The sequence below is a fragment of the Nonomuraea sp. NPDC050691 genome (assembly GCF_040654455.1).
In the GTDB taxonomy this organism is placed as follows: domain Bacteria; phylum Actinomycetota; class Actinomycetes; order Streptosporangiales; family Streptosporangiaceae; genus Nonomuraea.
The window spans coordinates 1-25,902 of the sequence record NZ_JBFAIA010000074.1; the positions used below are offsets into that span (position 1 = coordinate 1).

Consider the following 25,902-nt stretch of genomic DNA (forward strand, 5'->3'; position numbering starts at 1 on the left):
GCGGTGCATCCGCCCGCCGAGCACCACGGCCGCGCCGATGCCCTCGTCGGCCCACAGCAGCACGAAGTCCGGATGGCCGCGGGCGGCGCCGTGGGCCTGCTCGGCCAGGGCGGCGAGGTTGACGTTGTTCTCCACGGCGACGGGCACGCCGAGCCCCTCCGACAGCGCCGGCACGAGGCCGGGGATCTGCCAGCCGGGCATGTCCTTGGCCGTGGCGTACCCCAGGCCGCCCGTGGACGGGTCGAGGGCGGCCTGCACGCCGATGACCACCTGGCGCAGCCGGTCCGGCGGGCGCGCGCCCTCCAGCGCCGCGTGCAGCCGCTCGACCAGTTCGCCGCCGGGGCGGCGCGGTGTGGGCAGCGTGTGCTCGCCGACGACGGCGCCCGTGATGTCGGCGACGCGGGCCTCGATGCGGTCCGGGGTGACGTCCAGCGCGCCCACGTACGCGGCGGCGGGGTTGATCCGGTAGACCTCCGCCGTACGGCCCGGCAGGCCCTCGCGGACGCCGTCCAGCACGACCAGACCGGCCTCCTGGAGGCGGGCGAGGAGCTGGGAGGCGGTCGGCTTGGACAGCCCGGTCAGGGTGCCGATCTCGGGGCGGGTGAGCGGCCCCCGGTCGAGGAGGACCCGCAGGGCGGCGCGGTCGTTGATCGCGCGCAGCAGGCTCGGAGTCCCGGGGACCGGACCGCTCACATGTGCTCCTTGGGCTCCGTCGCATCGAAGTTAGGAAACTTTCCTAACTCAACGCGAACGTAAGGAGTGGGCGGGGCCGTGGTCAAGAGCCGACACCAAGCCGTGACCGTACCCGGAGACGGGGATGACGCGGAAGGATGGGAGTGCCTCGACGGGCATGCTAGTGTCGTCGTTTGTCGCAACAACAAGCAGAATGGCCCGGAGTGTCCCATTAACAACAATAATGGTCTGGCGGCAACCCGTCAAACGGAGCTTGCCAGGGAGCAGGAGTACGTCGCCCGCCTCTACGCGCGGCTCGACACGCTGCGCGACCGCACCCAGCGTCAGCTGAAGGAGGTGCTGGCCGCGGGCGCCGTGGGAACGATGCAGAACCGCTCCGAACGCGACACCTTCGCCGGCATGTACGCCTCCCGGCTGGCCCGGCTGTGGGCGGTCGAGCGGGGCCTGGTCTTCGGCCGCCTCGACCACGTCGAGGAGGGCCGCCTCTACATCGGCAAGCTCGGCATCTCGGACGACGAGCAGGAGCGGCTGCTCATCGACTGGCGCGCCCCCGTCGCGCAGCCGTTCTACCGCGCCACCCCGGCCGCGCCGATGGGCCTCACCCGCCGCCGGCACCTGCAGACCAAGGGCCGCGTCGTCGTCGGCGTCGACGACGACCTGCTCGACCTCGACGCGCTGAGCGACGACGACCGCGCGACCCTCAACGGCGAGGCCGCGCTGCTCGCCGCGCTCGACGAGAGCCGCACCGGCCGCATGCGCGACATCGTCGCCACCATCCAGGCCGAGCAGGACCGTGTCATCCGCTCCGACCTCAACGGCGTCCTCGTCGTCCAGGGCGGCCCCGGCACCGGCAAGACCGTCGTCGCCCTCCACCGCGCCGCCTACCTCCTCTACACCCACCGCGAGCGGCTGGAGCGGCGCGGGGTCCTGGTCCTCGGGCCCAACCCGACGTTCCTGCGCTACATCGAGCAGGTGCTGCCCTCCCTCGGCGAGAACGACGTGCTGCTGTCCACGGTCGGCGAGCTCTACCCCGGCCTGACCGCCACCGCCCGCGAACGGCCCGAGGTGGCCGCGGTCAAGGGCGACGCGCGGATGGCCGAGGTGATCGCCCGCGCCGTCCGCGACCGGCAGCGGGTGCCGCGCAAGCCGATCGAGCTGGACCTCGGCCGACACGCCCTCACCGTCGATCGCGCCATGCTGGACGCGGCCCGCAACAAGGCCACCCGCTCGCGCCGCCCGCACAACCAGGCCCGCGCCGTCTTCGTCCGCTCGCTGCTCAACGCCCTCGCCCGGCAGGCCGCCCGCAAGCTCGGCAAGGGCCTCATCGAGGAGGACGAACTGGCCGACCTGCGCGAGGAGCTGCGCACCGAGCCCGCGGTCAAGTCCGCGCTCAACCGGCTGTGGCCGTACCTCACCCCGCAGCGGCTGCTGCTCGGCCTGTACGGCTCGCCCGAACGGCTCGGCCACGCCGCCGCCGCGCTCACGCCGGAGGAACGCGCGCTGCTGCGCCGCGACGGCGGCGCGCCCTGGACCGAGTCGGACGTGCCGCTGCTGGACGAGGCCGCCGAGCTGCTCGGCGAGATCGACGAGCAGGTGCTGCGCGCCACCGCGCTGCAGGCCGAGGAGGAGCTGGCCGCCGCCCGCCAGGCCGAGGAGCACGAGCGTGAGGCGGAGCTCGCCTACGCGCGCGAGGTGCTGGAGCTGACCGGCCTGTCCGACGTCATGGAGGCCGAGCGGCTGGCCGAACGCCAGCGCGGCGAGGGCCCCTACCTCACCACGGCCGAGCGCGCCTCCGCCGACCGCGCCTGGGCCTACGGTCATGTCATCGTGGACGAGGCGCAGGAGCTGTCGCCGATGGCGTGGCGGGCCGTCATGCGGCGCGTCCCCACCCGGTCGATGACCATCGTCGGCGACGTCGCGCAGACCGGCTCCGCGGCCGGCGCCCACACCTGGGGCGAGGTGCTCGACCCGTACGTGGCCGGGCGGTGGCGCCAGGAGCGGCTCACCGTGAACTACCGCACCCCGGTGGAGCTCATGGAGGTCGCCGCCCGCGTGCTGGCCGCCATCGACCCGTCGCTGGAGGCGCCCGCCTCGGTGCGCGAGACCGGTTCGCGGCCGTGGGCGGCGCCGCTCGTCGAGCTGCCCGAGCTGGTCAAGGCGGAGGCAGGCGAGGGCGGCAAGGTCGCCGTCGTGGCGCCCGACGCGCTGCTGTCCGACGTCGGCGAGGCCGTGTCCCGGGCCGTGGACGGCACCGTCGTGGTCGCGCCCGGCTCCGGCCGGAGCGGGGGAGCGGCGGCCCTCGACGCGCCCGTGGCCGTCATGGGCGTCGCGGAGGCCAAGGGGCTGGAGTTCGACTCGGTGATCGTGGCCGAGCCCGGCCGCATCGTCTCCCAGTCGCCGCGCGGGCTCAACGACCTGTACGTCGCGCTGACCCGGGCCACGCGCCGGCTGGGCGTCGTCCACGAGGAGCCGCTGCCGGAGCCGCTGGCGGGCCTCACGAGGCGGGGAAATCTGCCGACAAACGGTGTTTAGGGTGCTTGGGGGCGGCAGGCCAAGCATGTCCTACCTGCGAAAACTTGATGTTCCCGCTGATCGGGACACGGTTGACATCTGAGGTGGAGTCGGTAGTTTGCTGCGCAGTCCAGCACGGGACTTGGCCGGTTGGCCGTCTCTGACATCGTCGGATCCTGCGTCCGTGACGGAGCGTGACTCCGTCCACACAGCCAGGTGCAGGGCCGTCGGTCCGTCGAGTCGGGGCACCCCAGCCGGGCGGGGGGTTGGACCCGGGACGGGCCCGGTAGCCCAGTAGACAACGGAATTCCGCGCTCGCCGCCGACGAGACGGGTCCGGTCCGAAGGGTTTCCGGGCCCTCTTCCCGCTCTCGTGCGCAGGATCGCCATCAGCGCCGGGTGGTCCCACGGCTCCGTCTGACCGGGGATCACCCAGCCGCTCCCAGCCACGCCATCGCGATCCGCCCCCCGCCCGCCCGTCGCCGCGCCCCGGCGCCGGGGGCGTTCCCCCTGCCTGGGACCCCTATTCTCGGAGGAGGACGCGCCTCGCGACCGTACGGTCGCCCAGGAGCGGTACCGTTTCGGCAAGAACGCGTTTCGCCCCGGGCACCAGCGGGGCTCCGCGGGGACCGCCCGCGGCGGAAGGGGAGCAGGCGGAGTGGTACAGGAAAGGACGGGCCTACCGCCCACCGGCGGCGATTCCCCACGCCCCCGTCCCACCGCCCCACCCCCCGGCACCGCCCCCGGCACCGCCCCCGGCGCCGTCTCACCCGACCGTGCGGGCACCGCGTCCGACCCCCTCTCACGCGATCGTGCGGGCACCGCGTCCGACGCCCTCCCGACCGGTCGGGCGGGCGCCGACGGCCCTGCGGGGCCCGAGACGGCCGCTGAGCCGCCCGGGAGCGCCCCGCCCCCTGCCGACCTCGCCGGGAGGGCCGCCGGGCCGGAGAGGCCCGCGCGTGAGCCCGTACGGACGCTGCTGGCCCGGGTGGTCGCCGCCGTCGCGGGCGGGGTCCTGCTGTACCTCGCCTTCCCGCCGATCGGCTGGTGGGTCACCGCGCCCCTCGGCATCGCGCTCGTCGTGGCCTCCCTGTACGGCACGCGCCCCCGGCGCGCCGCATGGCTCGGCTACCTGGCCGCCGCCGTCTTCCTCGTGCCCGCCCTCTCCTGGGTGCGCACCATCGGCGACGACGTGTGGACGATGCTCGTGGCCGTCGAGAGCCTGTTCTACGCCGCGATGGCCGCCCTGGCGGCGCCGGTGTTCCGGCTGCGGCTGTGGCCCCTGTGGTTCGCCGGGCTGTGGGTGGCCATGGAGTGGGCCCGCGGGCTGGTGCCCATCGGCGGCTTCCCCTGGGCGCGGCTGGCCTTCAGCCAGGGCGAGTCGGCCTACACCGGCTTCGCGGCGCTCGGCGGCGCCCCGCTCGTGTCGTTCGCCGTCGTGCTGTCCGGCGCCCTGCTGGCCCACGCCCTGGTGACCTACGCCCTCCCGGCGTACACCAGCCGCTCGGCGGCCCGGGCGCCGCGTGGCGGCGTGGCGCGGAAGCTGGCGCCGGTCGCGCTCGCGGTGGCGGTGCCCGCGCTCACCCTCGCCGTGCCGCGCCCCGGCGACGAGGGCCGCACCGTCAACATCGGCATCGTGCAGGGCAATGTGCCCGGCCGCGGCATGTACGCGCTGGGCGACGAGCCGGCCGTCGTGCTGAAGAACCACTCCGCCGAGACCGAGCGCCTGGCCGCGGCCGTCCAGGCGGGCAGGCTGCCCCGGCCCGACATCGTGGTCCTGCCGGAGAACTCCACCGACATCGACCCGTACCGCGACGCGTTCGCCCGCGCGACCATCGACGCCTCCGTCAAGGCCGTGGGCGTGCCCACCCTGGTCGGCGCGGTCGTGGCCATCGGCGACACCGAACGCGCCACCCGCAGCCTCGTCTGGGACCCGGTCACCGGGCCCGGCGCCTACTACGACAAGCAGAACCTGGTGCCCTTCGGGGAGTACACCCCGTTCAAGAACCTCGTGCTCGCGCTGTGGGAGCGGGCGAGCCTGGTCGGCCGGCAGTCGGTGCCGGGCACCAAGCCGGGCGACCTGAAGATGGGGCCCGTGACGGTCGGCGCGGTCAACTGCTACGAGGTGGCCTACGACGGCACGGTCCGCGGCACCGTGCGCACCGGGGCGAGCCCGATCGTGGTGCAGACCAACAACGCCTCCTACGCGCTGTCCAACCTGCCGCCGCAGCAGCTCGCCATGTCCCAGATCCGGGCGGTGGAGCACAACCGCGCGGTCGTGACCGCCGCGACCACGGGGATCTCCGCGTACGTCACGCCTGACGGTAAGGTCTCCTGGCGAACCCGCGAGCTCGTCGCGGACATGAACGTGGTGACGGTGCCCGTGCGCACCCGGGAGACGATCGCCACGCGGGTCGGCGCGCTGCCCGAGTGGGCGCTCGCGCTGATGGGCGTGGCGGCCGTGGGCGTCGCCGTGTGGCGCGGCAGGCGGCAAGGCGACCGGACGGGGAAGGGCTGATCATGGAGACTCTTGGCCGAGTGCTCGTCATCGTGCCGACCTACAACGAGCGCGGCAACGTCCCGATGATCGTCGAGCGGGCGCGGGCGGCCCTGCCGGAGGCCCACCTGCTGGTGGTCGACGACAACAGCCCCGACGGCACCGGGGAGGTCGCCGACGCGCTCGCGGCCGGGGACGACCACGTCCACGTCCTGCACCGGGCCGGCAAGGAGGGGCTCGGCGCCGCCTACATCGACGCGTTCCGCTGGGGGCTCGGCGAGGGCTTCAACGTGCTGGTCGAGATGGACGCCGACGGCTCCCACCAGCCGGAGGAGCTGCCCAAGCTGCTGGAGGCGCTGGCCGGCGGCGCCGACCTGGCCATCGGCTCACGCTGGGTGCCCGGCGGCGAGGTGGTCAACTGGCCCGCCTCCCGCGAGCTGCTCTCGCGCGGCGCCAACATCTACACCCGGATCATGCTGGGCCTCGGGGTCCGCGACGCGACCGCGGGCTTTCGCGCCTACCGGGCCGAGACGCTCGAGAAGATCGGCCTGGCCGACGTCGAGTCGCAGGGCTACTGCTTCCAGGTCGACCTCACCCTCCGCACCGCGCGGCACGGGCTGCGGGTGGTCGAGGTGCCGATCACGTTCGTCGAGCGGACCGTCGGCACCAGCAAGATGAGCCGGCGCGTCATGACCGAGGCGTTCTGGCGCATCGCCGTCTGGGGTTTCACGGGACTGCCGGCCCGCTTCGCCAGGAGACGCACCTGATCGCGGAACGCGGCGGCCCCGCCGGTCGTTGTTCCTTCCGTACGCGCGTGTGCTGAAATCGAGGAAAACGATGCGGCTCCTGCTGTTCCTGGCCTTCCTGGTCGTCCCCGTCCTGGAGATCTGGCTGCTCATCCAGGTCGGCTCGGTCATCGGCGGCTGGCCGACCGTGGCCCTGCTGATCGCCGACAGCCTGCTCGGCGCCTGGCTGGTACGCCGCGAGGGCCGGCGCGCCTGGCGGGCGCTGCAGGAGGCTCTGGGGTCCGGGCGCATGCCCGACCGTGAGCTGGCCGACGGCGCGCTCGTCCTGGTGGGCGGCGCGCTGCTGCTGACGCCCGGCTTCTTCACCGACATCGCAGGGTTCCTGTGCGTGCTGCCGTTCACCCGGCCGCTGATGCGCCGCCTCGGCGCGTGGTTCTTCGACCGCCGGGTCAAGCGCATGGCCGCCGCCTCCCCGTACGCGCAGCTGTTCCCCGAGGCGTTCCCGGGAGCGTCCGACTCCGCGGCCGACGGTGGCTCCGCGCGTGGCGGCAAGGTGGTCCACGGCGAGGTCCTGCGCGAGGACCGCGAGGCGTAGCCGGCCTGCCGGTCCAGCCAAGCGAGGCGGTGCAGGCGCACCCTCGCCTTCGTTACGGGGGGATGCGAGGCCTCCGCGTTGCTGCAGACGCGGCGCCTGCGCCAACACCCGAGGTCTCTCCTCTTGATCAGCCCCCGCTGTTGACCACGCCCGTGGTCAATTGGTCAGGGCCTAGTGTCCTGGCGGGACCTGCCCGGGATCGACGTATGGCGGCGGATGCGGGTACTGCGGTTGCCGGTCCTCCGGCGGTCGCCAATCGGGCATTCTGAGTTTGTTCCGCTTCCACTCCTGCTTCTTTCGCTCCCGTTTGTCCCTGCATTCAGGCGTGTGCCATCCCTTGAAGCAGCCACTCGGAGGCCCCATCCATTTCTTCCCCTGTTTCTTCATCCTTTCCTTCAGCTTCTTGATTGCATGCCGTTTCTTGCACCTCTCTCGCTTCTCCGGGTCTTTGTGCCAGCAGTCCGGCTGCAACCCGGCGGTCGCCTGCCGCGAGGCCGTGGACAATGCTGGGACAGCGGGCCGGCTGGTCGGCGACGTGTTCGCGTCCGCCGGTGTTCCGAAGACCAGTCCTGAGGCGATCAACGGGCCGACCACCGCGATATGCCGCTTTCCGTTCATGGGAGATCATCTCCCTGTGGTGCGCCGTAATCTCCCCCTCAAGCATGGTCCTGGCCGTCGGATCTCGTCCAGAGATTTTGGGAAAGCGGTCACATCGACCCGGCGAGAACATGATCCGGCGGGGGAAAAATAGCACCGCTTTGAGGTGCGCCCGGGCGGAACGAACTTCTCTGCGACGTCATCGGCATCACTGAGGCCTATTCGCGTGGCCCGCATACCTCATCCGGTTCCACTGATCACTGCATCATTGAAGAGGGGTCGGGCCTGTGGCCCGACTGGGAGCAACGCCTGAGCTCCGCGGCGCGAAGCGCCCCCAAGGGAGAACGGTCCGAGCGGAGCGAGACCCTACAGGGGCGGGTGGGGTGTCAGGGGTTCCCTCACCCACATGGCCACCCTCAAGGCGCAGGGAAAGGCCGGGCGTATCATCCCGAGCCGATTTCGGAGTACGATCCTCCGATCAATCGCATAGATCGTTCCAATACCGGCGAGGTTGTGTGTTCGGAATCATCCGCCCATGCGTCACGCATGCCTGCGCGAGCGTGCGCGACGCGTGGCGCGCCCACCTGTGCGGCCTCTGCCTCACGCTGAGGGACGGGCAGGGTCAGGCCGCCCGGCTGGCCACCAACTACGACACCCTGATCATCTCGGTGCTCACCGAGGCCCAGCTCCCGTCCGCCTCACCGCACCGCACCGCGGGCCCGTGCGCGCTGCGCGGGCTCCGCTGGGCCGACGTCGTGGACCACCGGGCGTCAGGGGCCCGGCTCGCCGCCTCAGTGTCGCTCGTGCTGGCCGCCGGCCGGCTCCGCGACCACGCCGCCGACGGCGACGCGGCCCCGGCGACGGCTGCCGCGGGTCGCGTGCTGGCGACCCGCTGGGAGACGGCCGGGGCACGGCTCGGGGCGGAGGTGGGATTCGACACCGCGACGCTGGCGGCGACGGCCGACCGGCAGCTCGAGCTGGAGCGCCGCGCCGCTACGGCCCTGCTCGACCGGAAGCGGCATGAGGCGGCCCCAGCAGCCGGGGGTGCGGTGTCCGGGGGGTCGGTCGCGGGCGGGGGAGGGATGTGCGCGAGGCTGGACGCGGACAAGAGGGCGGCGTCAGGGGAGCCGGTCGGGGGCGAGAGAACGGGTGCGGGGCTGCGGGGGGTCGCGTTGCTGGACCTGACCCGGCCCACGGAGGAGGCGGTCGCGGCGGCGTTCGCGCACACGGCCGTGCTCGCCGGCCGCCCCGGGAACACCGCGGCGCTGGCTGAGATCGGGACGTTGTTCGGCCGCCTCGCCCACCTTCTTGACGCCGCCGAGGATCAGGAGGAGGACGCGGCGCGGGGCGCGTTCAACCCGCTGACCGCCACGGGCACCGGCCGTGACGAGGCGCGGCGGCTCTGCGACGACGCGGCGCACGGCATCGCGCTCGCCGTACGCGACCTGGAGCTGGAGGAGCGGCACCTCGTGGAGGTGCTCCTCGGTACGGAGGTTCGGCGGGCGGTGGCTCGCGCCTTCGGCGGGCATGAGACGGCGTCCCGGCGGCGGCCCGCCTGGCCCCTGCGGACGGCGGCCGTCGTGGGCACGGTCTTGACGTGCGGATTATGGCGGCCCGAGTGGAGCGAGCACAAGGCTGCTTCCTGGGACGAGCGCTGCTACCTGCGTGACAGCTGCGACGGTTGCGAGGGCTGCTGCGACTGCTGCCAGTGCTCCTGCGACTGCTGCGACTGCTGTGACGGATGCGACTGCTCCTGCGGCAACTGAACGCCGCTCAGAGGACATGCCGAACCCCGGGCCTCCGCCATGTCGGGCGCTGACCGGCGGCATGCTGAACGCCGGTCTCAGTCACCTGAGACCGGCGTTCAACAAGGTGCCCCCGGGCGGGTGCCCGGGGGCCTCACACCGTGAAGATGGAGTTCAGGCGCTCTTGCGACGCTGGGCGCGCAGGACGGCCAGCCTCTCGTTGAGCACCTCCTCCAGGTCCTCGATGGATCGCCGCTCCAGCAGCATGTCCCAGTGTGTCCGCGGCGGCTTGGTCTTCTTCGACTCGGGCTGCTCGCCGTCCACCCGCGTCGCGGTGGCGCCGCACATGCGGCACTCCCACGTCGCGGGGATCTCAGCCTCGGCGGCGAGCGGTACCTCGAAGAGATGCCCCTTCGGACAGGTGTAAGACACCTCCTGGCGTGGGGCCAGATCCGTGTTACGGTCGTTCTCGTAGCTGGTTGCCCCGAGCCGGGTGCCACGAAGTGCTCGCTCGCCCATGTCTGAATGCCTCCTACAGGGCCCCCATTGCGCGGGGGGTCTGTCTCCCACGGTGTCTAACGCTTGATACCGTGATGGGATTCCCACCCGTGGCGTGATCCAATCGCCCAGGCACTCAGGAGTTCCCTCCAGAGGCGCGACAACTCCTATGAGGCCGGGGTTTTCCCACGTGTGACGCATGGCCCGGGGAGCGGGTCGCCGGTGAAGAAACCCTCGCCGGCGAGCAATGCACTGCGCCCGATGCTCGCGCTCGGCCCCGACGTGACCTTGCGGGATGCGCTACCGCGGGCCCGGCCCCGTCATGTTCTCAGCGCTTCGTCCACGAACAGGCGAGCACAAGCGGTTCGAGGATGACGGACACCCCTCAGGCCGCAGGGATCGCTTCGATGATCTTCATGTTCTTCTCGCCCCATTCGCCCAGGGGGATGAGGGCTTGGTTGAGCGACTGCCCCAAGTCGGTCAGGGAGTACTCCACCCTCGGCGGAACCTGGTGGTACACCTCGCGGTTCACCAGGCCGCAGTGCTCCATCTCGCGGAGCTGGATGATCAGCGACTTCTCGCTGATGCCCGGCACGGCCCTGCGCAGCTCGCCGAAGCGCCGGGGACCGTCGTGCAGTCCCCACAGGATCAGCGCCTTCCACTTGCCGCCCACCACGTCCACGGCGGCGTCGAGCCCGCACGAGTAGCTGCGCTTCTTCACCCTGCGCCCTCCCATACTGAAGAAAAGGCAGGTACCTGAACAAATAGTAGGTACTTGTCGAAAGTGCTGCAAGAGAACCAGGATCAGTGACGCCGCCGGAGGGGCCCATCCTGCGGCGTCACTGATCACTCACAAGCACGGAGACCACTGTGAACCACGGGCGCATCACCGCCAACGGCATCGACTTCTCCTACGCGGAGGAGGGGGAGGGGCCGCTGGCTCTGCTGCTGCACGGCTTCCCCGAGTCCGGAGACGTCACCTACCGCCACCTCATGCCAGCTCTCGCGGCAGCGGGCTACCGGGCCGTCGCCCCCAACATGCGAGGGTTCGCCCCCACCGCGCTTCCGGCGGACGGCAGCATGCTGCTCAGCGATCTCGTTGACGACGTCAATGCCCTGCACCAGGAGCTGGGCGGCACCGGCGACGCGGTCCTGGTGGGGCATGACTGGGGCGCGGGCATGGCCTGGTCCGCCGCCGCCACGACCCCCGAGCGGTGGTCGCGGCTGGTGGTCAGCGATGTCCCGCCGCTGTCGTTCTTCGCCACGTACGCCGGCACCTTCGAGGGCATCGAGAACCTCAACCACTTCTGGTTCATCCAGATGGACATGGCCACCGAGGTCCTGGCCGCCGACGACATGGCGTGGCTGCGCCAGGGCCTGCAGGACAAGTGGACCGCCCCCGGTTTCGACGCCACCGAGGAGATCGAGGGGATGCGCAAGGCCCTGGGCGACCCCGCCCGGCTCCGGGCGGCCCTGGACCTCTACCGGACCAACTTCGGCCCCAAGCAGATGGGCACGCCGGAATGGGCGGCCGAACACGGCCGCCTCTGGGGCAGCCTGCCGAGCCAGCCGACCCTGTACCTGCACGGCACCGAGGACAAGAGCGTCGTCATGGACCAGCAGACCCTGGCCGCCATCGGCGCCGCCCTCGCCGAGAGCAACAAGGCCTCCGAGGCGGCCTTCGTCGAAGGGGCCGGGCACATCGTCCCGGCCGAGAAGCCCGGCCGCTACAACGAACTCGTGCTCGGCTTCCTCGACAAGAAGATCTGAACGCTCGGATGACGGTTCCCGTGCGCCCCCACACCGGCATCGAAGCGCAAGGTGAGCACATCGATCGTCCGAGTCGCGGGGGATGTCGCGGAACTCTCGCACCTCGATGAGGCTGTCCACGCTCTGCGCCTGACCTGCCAGGGTTGACGGCGGCCTCGCCGGGCGCGCCTGCCGGGGGAGAGGCCCACTCCTGCGCTTCGAGTCCGGACCGGCTGGACGGGCGAGGCCAATCCGCGGCTCGACGCCGCGCCGCGACGGCGGGCTCGTCAGGGGCGGTTCAGCAGGGGGACCAGCGTACGGTCGCCGAAGCGGGTCATCGCCGCCAGCGGCTGGGTGGCCGCCGCCGCCAGGACTGCCAGGCCGGGCTTGCCGCCGGCCCGCGCGAGCCGGGGCCCCAGGGCGGCCATGAGGGCCGTGAGGCCGGGCAGCGGCCGGATCCACAGCGTGATGTCCTCGATGAGGCCCTGCTCGTCCAGCCGGAGCAGCGCCGACTCCTCGATCCGCTGGGAGCCCACGCGGGCGGTGGCCGCGATCATGCGGGTCCGCTCGTCGCCCACGTCGGTGTGGTAGCGCAGGTCGGCGAGCACTCCCAGGACGGCGGCGAACAGCTCCCTCACCTGTTCGCGCCCCTCGATGGTTGCGGAGTCGGTGAGCGGGGAGTGGAAGGTGACCCGGGGTGACAGGGTGGCCGTGATCGCGTCGGCGTCCTTGGCCTCGCCCGCCTCGCGGTAGGCCCTTGCAGGTGAGTCCTGAAGGTGAACTGACATGGGTTCACTTTATCAACCCACTAGACTGGTGCCGTGAACAGGTTCGGTGAGATGCACTGCTCCATCGCCCAGGCCGTCGGTGTGCTCGGCGATTCGTGGACCCCGCTGATCCTGCGCGACCTCTTCCTCGGGCTGCGCAGATTCGACGAGCTGGCCGACGACCTCGGCGTCTCGCGCAACCTGCTGGCCCAAAGGCTGGAGCACCTGGTGGCGGCGGGCGTGGTCGAGCGCCGGCCGTACCAGGAACGGCCGGTCCGCTACACGTACGAGCTGACCGAGGCGGGCCGTGACGTCGTGCCCGCGCTGATCACGCTGATGGCCTGGGGCGACCGCTGGGCCACGCCGCCCGGCGGCCCGCCCGCGCTGCTCGTCCACTCCTGCGGCGCGCGGTTCACCCCGGTCGTGACCTGCCCCCACTGTGGCGGCGAGGCGACCGCCGACACGATCACCGCCGTGGCCGGGCCCGGCGCGGCCCAGGGGCCCGGCACGATGGTCCTGTCGGCCGGCCGCGCGCCCGGCCGAGCCTCCCGCTGACCCACGAGCCAACCAGCCGGTACGCGGCCCGTCAAGCCGGTACGCGGCCCGCCAGGCCCGCTGCGCGGGAGGTCAGACCTGCTGGGGCACCTCGTTGCCCGCGTCCCGGATGGCCTTGGGCAGGTTGACCAGGGCCAGCAGCACGAACCCCACCACAAAGAAGATGATCATGGAGACCATGGCCATCCGGTAGCTGTTGGTGAGCTGCAGCGCGATCGTCACCGTCAGCGCGCCGATGAACGCCGAGCCCTTGTCGCTGATCTGGAGCAGGCTGAAGTACTCCGCCTCCCGCCCCTTGGGGATCACCTGGGAGAACAGCGACCGCGACAGCGCCTGGGTGCCGCCGAGCACGATCGCGATGGCCAGCGCCATGAGATAGAACTGCGTCGCCTGCCCCTCCTGGACGAACAGCGCGGCGACGACGATCACCGTCCAGAGCACCAGGCCGGCCAGCACGGTCCGCTTGGTGCCGTAACGGCGGGCCAGCAGGCCCATCAGCAGCGCGCCGAAGAACGCCACGAACTGCACCATGAGGATCGCGCTGATCTGCACGGTCTTGCTCAGCTTCAGCGCCTCGGAGGCGAAGGCCGCGCTGTTGCCGATGACGGTCTGGATGCCGTCGTTGTAGACGAGGTACGCCACCAGGAACAGCAGGGTCAGCGGGTAACGCCGCAGCTCGGACAGGGTGCGGCCGAGCTGGCGGAAGCTGCCCGCCACCGAGCGCAGCGCCGTGCCCTCGTGGACGGGCACCGGCCGGTTGCGCAGCCGCAGCAGCGGCACGATCGTGAATGTCGCCCACCACAGCCCGGCCGACATCATGCTGATCCGCACCGACATGCCCTCGCTGAGGCCCAGGCTCTCGTGCTGGAGGTAGAGCACCAGGTTGAGGGCCAGCAGCAGGCCGCCGCCGAGGTAACCGATCGCCCAGCCGCGCGAGGACACCGCGTCGCGCTCGTCGGGCGTGGAGATCTGCGGCAGGAACGAGTCGTAGACGACGACCGACGAGCCGTAGGCCAGGTTGGCGAGGATGAACAGGACGCCGCCGAGCAGGTAGCGGTCGCCCTCGACGAAGTACAGGCCCATGGTGGCCAGGGCGCCGACGTAGGCGAACGCGCCGAGCATCTCCCGCTTGCGGCCGGTGTGGTCGGCCAGCGCCCCCACGATCGGCAGGAAGACGATCTGCAGGAACACCGCGATGGTCAGCGTGAGGCCGAAGAACGCCGCGGGCCGCACGTCGGCGCCGAGCACGTCCACGTATCCGAGGCCGGGGTTGGCGGCGGCCAGCTTGTCGAAGTCGCGCGCGCACGTCTCGGCCGCGACCGCCGGGAAGTCCTTGGCGCAGGCCGCGGTGCGGGCCACGGGGATCAGGTACGGGCCGAGGAACACCGAGATGATCGTGGTGTAGAAGGCGGAGTTGGCCCAGTCGTAGACGTACCAGCCGCGCTGCTCGCGCCTGCGCGCGGCCGGGGAGTCGGCGGTGGGGTCGTCGGGAACCGCGGGGGGTGCGGGTACGGGCATGGTGTCGAGTCGCTCCTAGGACGCTGTCCAGGTTGCCGGTGAGGCCACGACCGCCGTGGCGGCCACTGCTCAGGCCGCCATGCGGCCGGGATGCCACTGGCCGCGACGGTCGAGCACGTCGCGCAGGCCGGTGATGTCGTCCGTCATGAGGCCGTCGACCCCGAGGTCGAGCAGGTGATCCATGCGGGCGCGGTCGTTGACGGTCCACACGTGCACCTGCATGCCGATGGCGTGCGCCGTGCGGACCAGGCGGCTCGTGGTGACCCGCAGCCCGCGGAAGCCCACCGGCACCTGCGCGCAGGGCACGCCCGCGCGCGACAGGCGGCTCAGCAGGCGGCCGTAGCCGGAGGTCGAGGCGGCGGCGCGCAGCGCGGCCACGCCGCGCGGGCCGAGCGCCGAGCAGACCTCGCGGCCGAGCGCGGCCCGGGCCATCAGCAGCCGCTCGTCGGAGAAGGAGGTCAGGCAGATCCGCTCGTAGGCGCCGGTGCGCCTGATCGCGTCGGCCAGCGGCGCGATGGCGCCGGCCTCCTTCACGTCGATGTTGAAGCGGGCCTCCGGCCAGGTGCCGAGGAGGTCCTCCAGCAGCGGGATCTCGTGCTCGCCGCCGATCCTGGCCCGGGCGGCCTCGCGGTACGGCAGCTCGGCCAGGCGGCCCCGCCGGTCGGTGACCCGGTCGAGCGTCGGGTCGTGGAAGGCCAGCAGCACGCCGTCGGCCGTGGCCCGCGCGTCGGTCTCCAGGTACGTGTAGCCCAGCCGGACCGCCCGCTCGAAGGCCGCGGCGGAGTTCTCCGCGCCCTCGGCCGCGCCCCCGCGATGGGCGAAGGCGAGCGGGCCCGGATGGTCGAGAAAGGCGAAGCGACGGCTGAGCACGTCCTGAAGTATGCCTTCCGTGGATGCCGATGTGGATGCGGACGACGGTTACGAATCAGCGAGCATCCCCCAAAGTCAGGGAGACTCAGGTGACTCAGCCAGATTCTGCCACTCCTGGCGGCGCGCCTCGGCCAGCGCGATGGCGGCGGCCACGGCGACGTTGACCGACCCGACCCGGCCGACCTGCGGGATGTAGCAGACGCCGTCCACGGCGTCGAGGAGGGCGGGGGAGCAGCCGTGGTCCTCGCTGCCGACCACCAGGCACACGTCGCGGCCGAGGTCGGCCTGGTGCAGCGGCACGGCCCCGGCGGTCAGCTCGATCGCGAGCACCGTGTAGCCGTCGTCGCGGGCGGCCTTGACGGCGTCGGCGACGGGCATCGCCTCGTGCCAGGTGATCAGCCGTTCGGTGCCGAGCGCCGTCTTGCCGGCCTTGGGGTTGGTCGGCGGAGTGGCGTTGCCGGCCAGCCAGATCTGGTCGGCGCCGAACGCGGCGGCCGTCCGGAAGATCGAGCCCACGTTGAACGGGCCGGTGACCGACTCGAGGATCAGGGAGAGCCGGTTGGCCGTCTGACGCCGCCAGGCGCGGTTGAGCCGTTTGACGTCGGTGGGACGTAGCTGCCTTCTCATGCTTCCACTTTCAGAATGCGGTAGGCGGCCCGGGAGGCCTCGCGCGAGGCCTGCCAGCCCTGCTCGCCGAGCCAGCGCTGCAGGGAGTCGGAGCCGAGGTGTTTCTGGACGACCAGGTAGGCGACGCCGCCGGGCGCCAGGCGCGACAGCCACCTGGTGAGCATCGCGTGCAGGGCCGGTTTGCCGATGCGGATGGCCGGGTTGGACCAGATGGCCTGGAAGGTCACCTCGTCCGGCAGCTCGTCGGCGTGCACGGCCCGCACCCCGCCGAGGCCCGCGGCGCGGGCGTTGCGCTCCGTGAGCTCGACGCTGCGCCGGTTGACGTCGACGGCCCACACCGTCGCCTCCGGGGCGCGCGAGGCCATGGTCAGCGCGATCGGGCCGTAGCCGCATCCGAGGTCGAGCAGGTCGCCTTCCCGCGGCGGGGGCGGAACGGTCTCCAGCAGGACGCGCGTGCCGAGGTCGACCCGCTCGGGCGAGAACACGCCCCGGTCGGTCTCCAGCCGCAGATGCAGGTCGGGCAGCACCAGATCGACGGTGCCCGGCCTGCTGGCGGCTCCCGGCTGTTCGGAGAAGTAGTGGGCCACGTGCCTGAACGTTACGGGATCCGCGCGCCGAACAGGACGGCGGCGCCCGCCACCAGCACCCCGGCCACGATCGCCGCCACGATGAACCACTGCGTGATCTCCTGGTTCACCAGCTTGAACCCGAGCGACGTGCCGATCTGCTCGTAGACGTCGCGCAGCTCGCTGCCGGACTCGGCCGCGTAGGCCCGGCCGCTGGTGCCCTCGGAGAGCGACTGCAGGGTCTGCTTGTTCACGGGCACGTTGACCGGGCGGCCGTCGATGGAGACCGTGCCCTCCTGCGTGCCGTACGCGATCGTGGAGACGGGGACGCGGGCCTGCTTGGCGGCTTCGATGGCCTCGGGGACCGAGCGGCCGGAGGTGTTGTCGCCGTCGGACAGCAGCACGATCGCGGACGGCGGCGGGTCGGTGACCGCCTCCTGGTCGAACGAGCGGACCGAGTCGAGCGCGTTGAAGACCGCCTCGCCGATGGCCGTGCCCGGCCGCGTGGACAGGTTGCCGATGGCGGTCATCACGGCCTGGTGGTCGGTGGTGGGGGAGATGACGACGTTCGCGGAGCGGGCGAAGGACACCACGCCCACGTTGAACCGGTCGGGCAGCTCCTTGACGAACGCCTGCGCCGCGCTCTTGGCCGCGCTGATCCGGTTGGGCCGGACGTCGTTGGCGTCCATCGACAGCGACACGTCCAGCGCGATCATGATGGTGGCGCGGTCGCGCGGCACCCGCACCTGGTCGGCGGGCTTGGCCGCGCCGATCACCAGCAGCGCCATCATCAGCAGGAACAGCGCCGGCGCGACGTGCCGGCGCCAGCCCGGCCCGGCGGGCGCGACGAGGTCGAGCAGCGCGAGGTTGGTGAAGCGCACGGTGTAGCGGCGGCGGGCGAACTGCGCGACGACGTAACCGGCGGCGAGCAGCACGAGCAGCGCGAACAGCCACAGCCACGCGGGAGACAGGAAGGTCATGAGGATCTCCGGTGCGCGAGGTGGCTCATGCGGCGCTGGCGCAGCACGAACTGCGCCACGTCGAACACCCAGTCGCGGTCGGTGCGCAGCACGAGGTGGGCGACGCCGGCGCGGCGCAGCGCCGCCCGGGTGCCCTCACGTTGCGCCGCCGCCGCCTCGGCATACGCACGCCGGATTTTGGGTGAAAGATGCACTTCGCGTACGTTCCCGGTCTCGGGGTCGGCGAACGCGACCCGGCCCACGTCGGGCAGCTCCAGCTCACGCGGGTCGATCACCTCGACCGCGAGCACCTGGTGGCGGGCCGCCAGACGGCGGATGGGCCGCTCCCAGGGCCGCTCGGCCGGGTCCAGATCCGGGTGGGCGTCGAGGAAGTCGGACACCACCACCCGCATGCCGCGCCGCCTGCGGGTGGCCGCCAGCACCTCGATGCCCTCCGCCAGGTCCGGCGCGTCGGGCACGGGCCGGCCGCGCGGGGCGTCCATCAGCGAGTGCAGCAGCCCGTACAGGGCGGGCCGGCCGGTGCGGGCCGGCATGCGGTGGACGTACTCGTCGTGCAGGACGAGCGCGCCGAACCGGTCGCCCATGCGGCTGGACAGGAACCCGAGCGCGCCGATCGCCGACACCACCAGGTCACGCTTGTCGGTGTCGGCCGTGCCGAAGTCCATGCTCGGCGACAGGTCGGCCAGCGCCCACGTCTCCAGCTCGCGGTCGGCGATCAGGTCGCGCACGTGCGGCACCGTCGTGCGCGCGGTCACCGCCCAGTCCATGCGCCGCACGTCGTCCTCGCCGGGCACGTAGACCCGGCTGTCGCCGGCCTCGCTGCCCGTGCCGGGCAGCAGCCCCAGATGGGCGCCGTGCAGCAGGCCGTCGAGCCTGCGGGTCACCACCAGCTCGAGGCGCCGCAGCGCCTGCTCGGCTGTGTTCACCGGTTCTGGTTCCAGACGACGAGGGGCGGGGGTACGGCGTGCAGGATCTGCCTGACCACCTGCTCGGGGTCCACCCCGTCGGCCAGCGCGTCGAACGTCAGCATCAGCCGGTGCGCCATCACGTCCACGGCCACGTCGCGCACGTCGTCGGGCAGCAGGTAGTCGCGGCCCCGCAGCAGCGCCAGGGCGCGGCCGGCGGCCACCAGCCCGAGGGTGGCGCGCGGGCTCACCCCGATCTCGATGGTCTCGGTCAGGTCGGCCAGGCCGTACTCGGCGGGCGAGCGGGTGGCCATGACCAGCCGCACCACGTAGTCGGCGACGAGCTGGTGGACCGAGACCGCCTCGGCCGCGCCCTGCAGGGCGAGCAGCCGCTCCGGCTCCAGCACCCGCGCCGGCGTGGGCGGGGTGACGCTCATGCGGTGCAGGATCTCCAGCTCCTCGTGGGCGCTCGGGTGCGGCACCCGCACCCGGAACAGGAACCGGTCGCGCTGCACCTCCGGCAGCGGGTAGACGCCCTCGGACTCGATCGGGTTCTGCGTGGCCAGCACGATGAACGGCCGGGGCAGCGGATGGGTGACGCCGGCCAGCGTCACCTGCCGCTCGGCCATCACCTCCAGCAGCGCCGACTGCACCTTGGCCGGGGCCCGGTTGATCTCGTCGGCCAGCAGGAAGTTGACGAACACCGGGCCCAGCTCGACGTCGAACTTCTCGTTGGACGGGTGGAACACGCGGGTGCCGACGATGTCGCTCGGCACCAGGTCGGGGGTGAACTGGATGCGGGCGAACGTGCCGCCCACCACGGTGGCCAGGGTGGAGGCGGCCAGGGTCTTGGCGACGCCGGGAACCCCTTCCAGCAGGCAGTGCCCGCGCGCGAGCAGGGCCACGACCAGCCTCTCGACCATGTGCTCCTGCCCGACGATGACCCGCCGGACCTCGTCGAGGGCCTGACGCAGCACGCCCGCGTCCGTCCCGCCTGGCAACTCTTCGGCGACGCTCATGACGCCCATTCCACCAAACGTCCCGCGAACGTGCATCACGCCACGTCTGTGCTTTCATGGCAAACGTGGCAAGTCCGCTGCAGTATGGCGATCCCCCGCGGCTGGGGCCGTTCGTCGTGCAGGCGCGCCTGCACCAGGCCCCGGCCGGTTTCGTGTACCTCGGGCAGGGCGCCGACGGCCGCGCGGTGTCCCTGGCCGTGCTGACCCACGGGGCCGCCCTGGACGCGGCGGCGCGTGAGCGCTTCGTGACCACGATGCGGGAGGCGTCGGCGCGGGGCGGCGGCGTGCGCAGCTGGCTCATCAGGGCCTCCCGGTCGCGGGCCGCCGTGCTGGAGGGCGCGCCCGAGGTGCTGGCCATGGAGACCGGGCAGGCGCCATGGGTGGCCGTGCCGTACCTGCCGGGCCGGCCGGGGGCGGAGTGGTTCCTCGGGCCGGTGATGGTCGGGGGCACCTTCATCGGGCCCGCGCACGGTCCCGACTTCGTGCCGTACTGGCTGACGGACCGCGATCCCGCGCTGCCCGGCCCCCCGCCGCGGCCGGCCCCGCTCACCGAGACCCGCCGGCGGGTCCTCATGGCCGCCCTGGCGCTGGCCGTGCTGGTGGCACTGCTGACGACGATCGCCCTGCTGCTGCTGTTCGGCAGGTCTGAGGGCGATCCGCTGCCCCGTCCGCTGCCGCCCACCAACTTCGAGCCGACGCCGCCGCCCGTCCCGGCCTCGCCCGAGCCGCAGCGGCCCGCGCCCTCGCCGACGCCGTCGCCGAGCGAGAGCGGCCAGGGTTCGCCGGGTCCCTCTCCGGGTGAGGAACAGGGCCAGGACCAGCAGCTCTGAAAACCGGCTTGAGCCTCACGTCACGGCAGCCCTTAGCGTCCGGCGGCATGGAGTTCATCGTTCACGACACCCTCACCCCCATCGCCGAGCTGCTGGAGCAGCCGCTGGAGCGCCGCCCCGGCGCGCTGCGCGAGGTGCTGGCCCCGATCCGGGACGCCATCCCCATGCCGGGCGACATCATCGACATCCACCACCGCGGCGCCGGCTTCCGGGTCGACGCCGACGACCCCCGCTACCTGCCGGCGGTCCGCCGCATGATCGAGGAGGACGTGCTCGGGCAGGTCGAGCGCGAGCTCCACCGCGCCTCCGAAAGGCTCGCGGGCGCCCGGCAGCCGGACCGGCTGCAGGTCATGCTGGTGCTCGGCAACCCCGGCGACGACTACCTCATGAACGTGACCGGCGGCTACTACGGCATGGCGGGCTCACCCGGCTGGTTGTACCTGCTGGCCTGGCCCACGGACGACACCGTCGGGCGGATCGCCCACTGCGCGGTCCACGAGTTCCACCACAGCGTCCGCTTCACCAACGTGGAGTGGAACCCGGCCACCGTGACCGTCGGCGAGCACGTCGTCGCCGAGGGCCTGGCCGAGGCGTTCGTGCGGGAGCTGTCGGGGCCGGAGGCGATGGGGCCGTGGTCGTCGAAGGTCACCGGGGCCGAGCTCGACCGGGCCCACGAGCTGATCATGACGGACATCGGCCTGGCCGGGATGCGGAACACCCCCGCGTACGTGCTGGGCGACACCGCGATACGCAACTTCGGCGGAGAGCCGCGCGGCATCCCCGACATGGCCGGGTACGCGGTGGGGCTGCGGCTGGTGGACGCGCACCTGGCGGCGACCGGCATGACGGCGACCGAGAGCACCGTGCTGCCCGCCGCCCGCATCCTGGAGAGCTCGGCCACGTGACCTGTGCGGCGGTGGCAGCGGCGGGGTCAGCCGTGGTCGGCCGGGGAGACGAAGCCGGACTCGTACGCGGCGATGACGGCCTGCGTGCGGTCGCGGGCGCCGAGCTTGGCCAGCACGTTGCCGACGTGGGTCTTGACCGTCTCCTGGCCCACGACCAGCTCGGCCGCGATCTCGCCGTTGGACAGGCCCCGGGCCATCAGCCGCAGCACGTCACCCTCCCGGCCCGTCAGCCGGTCGATGCCCGGCACGTCCGGGCCGGGCGGCCGGCGGGCGGCCAGCGCCCGGATCGCCGCCGGGAACAGCAGCGTGTCGCCGGCCGCGACGAGCTTCACCGCGCGCAGCAGCTCGTCGGGCCGGGTCCGCTTGAGCAGGAACCCGTCGGCCCCGGCCCGCAGCGCGTCGTAGACGTAATCGTCGTTCTCGAACGTCGTGACGACGAGCACCTTCGGCGGGTCGTCCAGCGCCACCAGCCGCCGGGTGGCCTGGATGCCGTCCACGGCCGGCATCCGCACGTCCATGAGCACCACGTCGGGGCGTTCGCGGCGCACCACGGGCAGGACCTCGGCACCGTCGGCCGCCTCGCCGACCACCTCCACACCCGGCTCGGAGGACAGGATGACGCGCAGGCCGGCGCGCACCAGGTCCTCGTCGTCGGCGATCACGACCCTCACCGTCATGGCGCCGACCGTAGCGGGAGCCGCGCGCTCACCCGCCACCACCCCTCCCCTTGCGGGCCGCTCGCCTTGCCGGATCCGCCGTCCGGGGACGGGCCGGTCGCGGGGCCCGCGTCCAGGTCGCCGTCCAGGAGCCGTACGCGCTCGCGCATGCCCTTCAGCCCGCGGCCGCCTCGTGTCCCGTTCCGGGGCGCCGGGGCGGCGGTGCGGTTGGTCACCTCCAGTCGCAGCTCGCCGTCCCGCACGGCCACCGCCAGCCGTACCGGGGCGCGGCCGTGCTTGATGGCGTTGGTGAGCGCCTCCTGCACGATCCGGTACGCCTCCCGGGAGACCGGCCCTGGAACGGCCGACACGTCGCCCACCTCGCGCTCGACCGGCGCCCCCGAGGCGGCGACGAGCGCGTCCAGATCGTCCAGGGTCGCCCAGCCGCCGCGTTCCGCGGGTCCGGCCGGCGGGTCGCCTGCGCGCAGGACCCCGAGCGCGTGGTCGAGGTCCTCCAGGGCCGCGCGCGCCGACTGCTCGATCGCGTCCAGCGCCGTCCTCGCCGTCTCCGGGTCGCGGTCGAGCACCCGTCCCGCGGCGGCGGCCTGGAGGGTCACCACGCTCAGCGCGTGGCCCACCGAGTCGTGCAGCTCGCGGGCCAGCCGGTTGCGCTCGGCCAGCACCCGCGCCCGCCGCTCGGCCGCCGCCAGCCGTTCGCCGGGGGTCGGGCCGAGCAGCACGGGCGCCAGCCGGGTCAGCAGCGCGCCCGCCCCCGCCGCCATGAGGACCAGCGCCCCCAGCAGGACGATCCCGGCCAGGGTCCACGGCAGCGCCGGCCAGCCCGGCCGTGCCTCGGCGCCCAGCACCATCACGGAGTCACCGAGGAACGGCAGCGCGAGCGTGTACACCGTGAACGGCACGATCGCCAGCGTGAAGCCGCTGACCACGCCACCCACGGCCAGGTGCAGCGTGAACCACGTCGCCGTGCGCCGCCGCTCCTGCCACGAGCGGCGCGCCTCGCGGGGCGGCGTCTCCACCCGCGCGCCGAGCAGTCCCTGCGCGGCGCTCACCTCCAGCCCCCGCACCGGCAGGAACAGCCCGGTGACCGCGACCGCCGGCAGCACGGCGGCGTACAGCCCGACCTGCAACGGCAGGAGGAATGCGCCGCTCTCGCCGCCGGCCAGCCCGGCCACGAGGGCCCCGGCCATCATGTACGGCATCAACAGGGCGCCGCCGAGGATGAGGCACGCCCAGCGGCGGGGGAGGTTCTTTCTCACATCCGCGAGTATATGTCGATGATTATTCGCTCTCGGAGGAATGCGCCCTGAGAGAAATGCGCCGCCAGCGAAAAACCCGATGAATGGCGCGGCCCCGGGTCTAGCGTCTGACATTAGTCCGAGAGAAAGGCGAACCATGACGGAGACCCGCACGCAGTGGCCTGACCAGCTCAGCCAGCGTCTTCTGAAAGAACGCATCCTCGTTCTCGGCCAGGAGGTCGACGACGACATTTGCAATCGGCTCTGTGGGGAGCTCCTTTTGCTGGCGGCCGAGGACCCGAAACGCGACATAACCCTTTACATCAATTCGCCGGGTGGCTCCGTGACCGCCGGGATGGCCCTGTACGACATGATGCAGTTCGTGCCGTGCGACGTCGCGACGGTCGCCATGGGCTTCGCCGCCTCCATGGGCCAGCTCCTGCTGTGCGCCGGCGCCAAGGGCAAGCGCTACGCCCTGCCCAACGCCCGCGTCGTCATGCACCAGCCGCTCGGCGGCATCGGCGGCACGGCGGCCGACATCCAGATCCAGGCCGAGAACATGCTCCACACCAAGCGCCGCTTGGCCGAGATGATCGCCCACCACACGGGCCAGCCGCTGGAGCGCATCCAGGCCGACTCCGACCGCGACCGCTGGTTCACCGCCCAGGAGGCCCTGGAGTACGGGTTCGTCGACCACATCGCCGAAGGGATGAACTGACCGTGAGCGGACGCTACGTGCTGCCCTCCTTCACCGAGCGCACCTCGTACGGCGTGCAGGAGACCAACCCCTACGCCAAGCTCTTCGAGGACCGCATCATCTTCCTCGGCACCCCCATCGACGACACCTCCGCCAACGACGTCATGGCGCAGCTGCTGACCCTGGAGTCGCTCGACCCCGACCGCGACATCAACCTCTACATCAACTCGCCGGGCGGGTCGTTCACCTCGATGGCGGCCATCTACGACACGATGCAGTTCGTCCGGCCCGAGATCCAGACGGTCTGCATCGGCGAGGCCGCGTCGGCGGCGGCGGTGCTGCTGGCGGCGGGCACTCCGGGCAAGCGGGCCGCCCTGCCCCACGCCCGGGTGCTGCTGCACCAGCCGGCGACCGAGGGCGCGCGCGGCCAGTCGAGCGACCTGGAGATCCACGCCCGCGAGATCCTGCGCATGCGCGACCAGCAGGAGGAGATCCTGGCCCGGCACACGGGCCGCCCGGTGCTGGACATCCGGCGTGACCTGGAGCGCGACCGCATCTTCACGGCCGAGCAGGCGCGCACGTACGGGCTGGTGGACGACGTCTTCGCCTCCCGCAAGCGCACCCTGTCCCCGAGCCGCTGACCACGGGTACGGCCCGGGTGGAGAACTGGGGGGCACTCTCCACCCGGGGCCGGGCTTGTCGGGACCCGGACCTCCCCGGCTAGGGGAGGTCGGTGCGGGGGAAGGCGAAGATGGCGCGCCCGCAGCTCTGCGGGGCGGGCATCTCGGTGGCGCACTGGTTTCTGGTCCACTCGGTGAGCGACCAGACCATGCCGGTGGCGTAGTTGTACGACAGCGACTCCGGATGCATCGACCAGCACTCGTACGGCGAGCTGTAGGGGTTGGAGCAGGTGTGGGAGCGCCCGGTGGAGGTGTTCAGGGCCCACAGCTCGCCCCGCTCGTCCGGCCAGCTGTGCGAGACGTACCACGTGCCGTTCCACGACAGGACGCCCTGCATGTTGCCCACCTGGGTGCGGTACGACTGCGCGGCCGGGGTGTAGCCCCGCGAGTCGCCGGCGAGCAGGAAGCCGGAGCCGCCCAGGTTGTAGCGGTAGACGCGGCCGTGGAGGGTGGGGGTGCTGAAGTACTCGACGGCGGTCAGCGTGTCCGGCACGGTGCTGCGGTCCAGCGAGATCGACGCGAAGCAGGGCACGCCCGAGTCGGTGCTCATCGTGCAGGTGCCGCTGGCGTAGCTGTAGAAGCCGACCTCCGGCATCACGTACTGGTAGCCGTAGGCCGCGTAGCCGGACGCGGTCTTGCCGATGGCCGAGCTCGCGTCGTTGACCTGGAGGATCTCGTCCATGCTGAACACCCGGATGCCCGTCGAGTTGGCGCCGGTGGCACTGACGTACAGCTTGTCGCCGTACCACGCCATGCCGCCGATGTGCGCCTTGGCCGGGCCGAAGGTGTTGTTGGCGTAGCTCGTGACGTTCGCGTTGCTGGTGCCGTCGGTGGGGGCGACCAGGTAGACCCAGCGGTACTTCGGCGCCGCCGGGTCCGTGTAGTCGATGAAGGCGACCCTGGCGTCGTTGTTGCGGGGGCTGCTGCCGCACTCGGCGGCGTTGCAGTGGTTCCAGCCGCCGAGGATGACCTTGTACGGTCCCCAGGCGCCGTCGTCGTCGGCGTCGCCGGAGGTGGTGACGCTCTGCGGGATCCAGGTCTCGGTGTCGGCGTCGCCGGTGTCCCAGCACCAGCTCACCGTGGCGGCGGGCTTGACCGGCAGGCCCGCCTTCTCGGTGGCGTCGCAGGCGCGCATGGGGTGGTTGACGCTGCCCATGACGTCGGCGAAGTCCACCTGCGTCAGGCCCGGCTGGGCCTTGAGCGTGCTCAGGCCGGTCGTCGGGTGCCAGATGACGCCGGCGCCCGACACGGGGACGAGCGGGGTGCCGTACTTGGAGTCGTCCACCGGGTCGGCGTACGCGGCGGTGGCGGCGGTCAGGGGGGCGGCGATGAGCAGGAGAAGGGCGGCGATTCTCGCCATCAACGTGGACAAGGGGGGTGTCCTCTCCGTTGGGGGTGGGCGGAGCGAAGGCAGGCTGCGGGCTGCGGGTCACCTCCTTCT

At 72.3% G+C, this 25,902-nt stretch carries 25 protein-coding genes; 11 read left to right on the forward strand and 14 right to left on the reverse strand.

The features are described from left to right. Window positions 1–693 (reverse strand): ROK family transcriptional regulator (locus tag AB0H81_RS24750; protein ID WP_358378903.1); only part of this gene is annotated, 693 nt, incomplete at its 3' end. A 78-nt stretch (window positions 694–771) separates the two neighbouring features. On the opposite strand from AB0H81_RS24750, the gene AB0H81_RS24755 reads away from it, so the two are divergent. The 5 genes from AB0H81_RS24755 to AB0H81_RS24775 all read left to right on the forward strand — a co-directional run bounded on the left by AB0H81_RS24755 (window position 772) and on the right by AB0H81_RS24775 (window position 9,404). Continuing rightward, on the forward strand, window positions 772–3,225 hold the full coding sequence (locus AB0H81_RS24755) for an AAA family ATPase (RefSeq protein WP_358378905.1): 2,454 nt from the start codon (window positions 772–774) through the stop codon (window positions 3,223–3,225). Between the two features lie 966 nt (window positions 3,226–4,191). Beyond that, entirely contained in the window at window positions 4,192–5,721 is a 1,530-nt protein-coding gene (gene lnt, locus AB0H81_RS24760) for an apolipoprotein N-acyltransferase (RefSeq protein ID WP_358378908.1), read from the forward strand. A gap of 2 nt (window positions 5,722–5,723) precedes the next feature. Next, window positions 5,724–6,467, forward strand: coding sequence for a polyprenol monophosphomannose synthase (locus tag AB0H81_RS24765; RefSeq protein WP_358378911.1), 744 nt, complete (start codon window positions 5,724–5,726; stop codon window positions 6,465–6,467). Window positions 6,468–6,537: 70 nt separating this feature from the next. Continuing rightward, complete coding sequence (locus AB0H81_RS24770; RefSeq protein ID WP_358378914.1) at window positions 6,538–7,041, forward strand: FxsA family protein; 504 nt, start codon at window positions 6,538–6,540, stop codon at window positions 7,039–7,041. Window positions 7,042–8,153: 1,112 nt separating this feature from the next. Beyond that, complete coding sequence (locus tag AB0H81_RS24775) at window positions 8,154–9,404, forward strand: DUF5685 family protein (protein WP_358378916.1); 1,251 nt, start codon at window positions 8,154–8,156, stop codon at window positions 9,402–9,404. A gap of 153 nt (window positions 9,405–9,557) precedes the next feature. On the opposite strand, the gene AB0H81_RS24780 is transcribed toward AB0H81_RS24775, so the two are convergent. Next, a complete protein-coding gene (locus AB0H81_RS24780) occupies window positions 9,558–9,902 on the reverse strand; it encodes an RNA polymerase-binding protein RbpA (RefSeq protein ID WP_175589473.1) in 345 nt (114 codons plus the stop codon). Window positions 9,903–10,266: 364 nt separating this feature from the next. Beyond that, the gene (locus tag AB0H81_RS24785) at window positions 10,267–10,602 is read right to left on the reverse strand and encodes a helix-turn-helix domain-containing protein (protein WP_358378919.1); all 336 of its coding nucleotides are present in this window, start codon (window positions 10,600–10,602) and stop codon (window positions 10,267–10,269) included. A gap of 149 nt (window positions 10,603–10,751) precedes the next feature. Here AB0H81_RS24785 and AB0H81_RS24790 point away from each other — a divergent pair, with 149 nt between their 5' ends. Further along, on the forward strand, window positions 10,752–11,651 hold the full coding sequence (locus AB0H81_RS24790; protein ID WP_358378921.1) for an alpha/beta hydrolase: 900 nt from the start codon (window positions 10,752–10,754) through the stop codon (window positions 11,649–11,651). 266 nt (window positions 11,652–11,917) lie between these two features. On the opposite strand, the gene AB0H81_RS24795 is transcribed toward AB0H81_RS24790, so the two are convergent. Continuing rightward, the gene (locus tag AB0H81_RS24795; RefSeq protein ID WP_358378923.1) at window positions 11,918–12,418 is read right to left on the reverse strand and encodes a nuclear transport factor 2 family protein; all 501 of its coding nucleotides are present in this window, start codon (window positions 12,416–12,418) and stop codon (window positions 11,918–11,920) included. A 33-nt stretch (window positions 12,419–12,451) separates the two neighbouring features. On the opposite strand from AB0H81_RS24795, the gene AB0H81_RS24800 reads away from it, so the two are divergent. Then, window positions 12,452–12,952 (forward strand): winged helix-turn-helix transcriptional regulator, encoded by a 501-nt coding sequence (locus AB0H81_RS24800; protein ID WP_358378926.1) that lies wholly within the window; start codon window positions 12,452–12,454, stop codon window positions 12,950–12,952. 72 nt (window positions 12,953–13,024) lie between these two features. Here the strand turns inward: AB0H81_RS24800 and AB0H81_RS24805 are convergent, their stop codons facing one another. The 7 genes from AB0H81_RS24805 to AB0H81_RS24835 form a co-directional block, all read right to left on the reverse strand. Further along, a complete protein-coding gene (locus AB0H81_RS24805) occupies window positions 13,025–14,470 on the reverse strand; it encodes an MFS transporter (protein ID WP_358378928.1) in 1,446 nt (481 codons plus the stop codon). A 69-nt stretch (window positions 14,471–14,539) separates the two neighbouring features. Next, window positions 14,540–15,340, reverse strand: coding sequence for a glycerophosphodiester phosphodiesterase (locus tag AB0H81_RS24810; protein WP_358378931.1), 801 nt, complete (start codon window positions 15,338–15,340; stop codon window positions 14,540–14,542). A 75-nt stretch (window positions 15,341–15,415) separates the two neighbouring features. Next, window positions 15,416–15,967, reverse strand: coding sequence for a TrmH family RNA methyltransferase (locus AB0H81_RS24815; protein ID WP_358378934.1), 552 nt, complete (start codon window positions 15,965–15,967; stop codon window positions 15,416–15,418). Further along, on the reverse strand, window positions 15,964–16,554 hold the full coding sequence (locus tag AB0H81_RS24820) for a methyltransferase (RefSeq protein WP_358378937.1): 591 nt from the start codon (window positions 16,552–16,554) through the stop codon (window positions 15,964–15,966). The genes AB0H81_RS24815 and AB0H81_RS24820 overlap by 4 nt, the downstream gene beginning before the upstream one ends. An 11-nt stretch (window positions 16,555–16,565) precedes the next feature. Continuing rightward, entirely contained in the window at window positions 16,566–17,513 is a 948-nt protein-coding gene (locus AB0H81_RS24825) for a VWA domain-containing protein (protein WP_358378940.1), read from the reverse strand. After that, window positions 17,510–18,439, reverse strand: a complete 930-nt coding sequence (locus AB0H81_RS24830) for a DUF58 domain-containing protein (RefSeq protein ID WP_358378942.1) — start codon at window positions 18,437–18,439, stop codon at window positions 17,510–17,512. The genes AB0H81_RS24825 and AB0H81_RS24830 overlap by 4 nt, the downstream gene beginning before the upstream one ends. Next, window positions 18,436–19,437 (reverse strand): AAA family ATPase, encoded by a 1,002-nt coding sequence (locus AB0H81_RS24835; protein WP_358378945.1) that lies wholly within the window; start codon window positions 19,435–19,437, stop codon window positions 18,436–18,438. Before AB0H81_RS24835 ends, AB0H81_RS24830 begins: the two co-directional genes overlap by 4 nt. A 56-nt stretch (window positions 19,438–19,493) precedes the next feature. Here AB0H81_RS24835 and AB0H81_RS24840 point away from each other — a divergent pair, with 56 nt between their 5' ends. Together AB0H81_RS24840 and AB0H81_RS24845 are read left to right on the forward strand one after the other, a co-directional pair. Further along, window positions 19,494–20,267: a hypothetical protein gene (locus AB0H81_RS24840; protein ID WP_358378948.1), complete on the forward strand. Its 774-nt coding sequence runs from the start codon at window positions 19,494–19,496 to the stop codon at window positions 20,265–20,267. 47 nt (window positions 20,268–20,314) lie between these two features. Beyond that, window positions 20,315–21,172: a DUF2268 domain-containing putative Zn-dependent protease gene (locus AB0H81_RS24845; protein WP_358378950.1), complete on the forward strand. Its 858-nt coding sequence runs from the start codon at window positions 20,315–20,317 to the stop codon at window positions 21,170–21,172. A gap of 26 nt (window positions 21,173–21,198) precedes the next feature. Here AB0H81_RS24845 and AB0H81_RS24850 read toward each other — a convergent pair whose 3' ends face one another. Together AB0H81_RS24850 and AB0H81_RS24855 are read right to left on the reverse strand one after the other, a co-directional pair. After that, window positions 21,199–21,849, reverse strand: coding sequence for a response regulator transcription factor (locus AB0H81_RS24850; RefSeq protein WP_358378953.1), 651 nt, complete (start codon window positions 21,847–21,849; stop codon window positions 21,199–21,201). Then, window positions 21,846–23,105, reverse strand: coding sequence for a histidine kinase (locus tag AB0H81_RS24855; protein ID WP_358378956.1), 1,260 nt, complete (start codon window positions 23,103–23,105; stop codon window positions 21,846–21,848). Before AB0H81_RS24855 ends, AB0H81_RS24850 begins: the two co-directional genes overlap by 4 nt. A gap of 136 nt (window positions 23,106–23,241) precedes the next feature. Between AB0H81_RS24855 and AB0H81_RS24860 the strand changes: the two genes are divergently transcribed. Together AB0H81_RS24860 and AB0H81_RS24865 are read left to right on the forward strand one after the other, a co-directional pair. Then, a complete protein-coding gene (locus AB0H81_RS24860; RefSeq protein ID WP_358378958.1) occupies window positions 23,242–23,802 on the forward strand; it encodes an ATP-dependent Clp protease proteolytic subunit in 561 nt (186 codons plus the stop codon). Continuing rightward, window positions 23,799–24,422, forward strand: a complete 624-nt coding sequence (locus tag AB0H81_RS24865) for an ATP-dependent Clp protease proteolytic subunit (RefSeq protein ID WP_358378986.1) — start codon at window positions 23,799–23,801, stop codon at window positions 24,420–24,422. The genes AB0H81_RS24860 and AB0H81_RS24865 overlap by 4 nt, the downstream gene beginning before the upstream one ends. 79 nt (window positions 24,423–24,501) lie before the next feature. On the opposite strand, the gene AB0H81_RS24870 is transcribed toward AB0H81_RS24865, so the two are convergent. Further along, entirely contained in the window at window positions 24,502–25,833 is a 1,332-nt protein-coding gene (locus tag AB0H81_RS24870; RefSeq protein WP_358378961.1) for a hypothetical protein, read from the reverse strand. Window positions 25,834–25,902 lie beyond the last annotated feature (69 nt).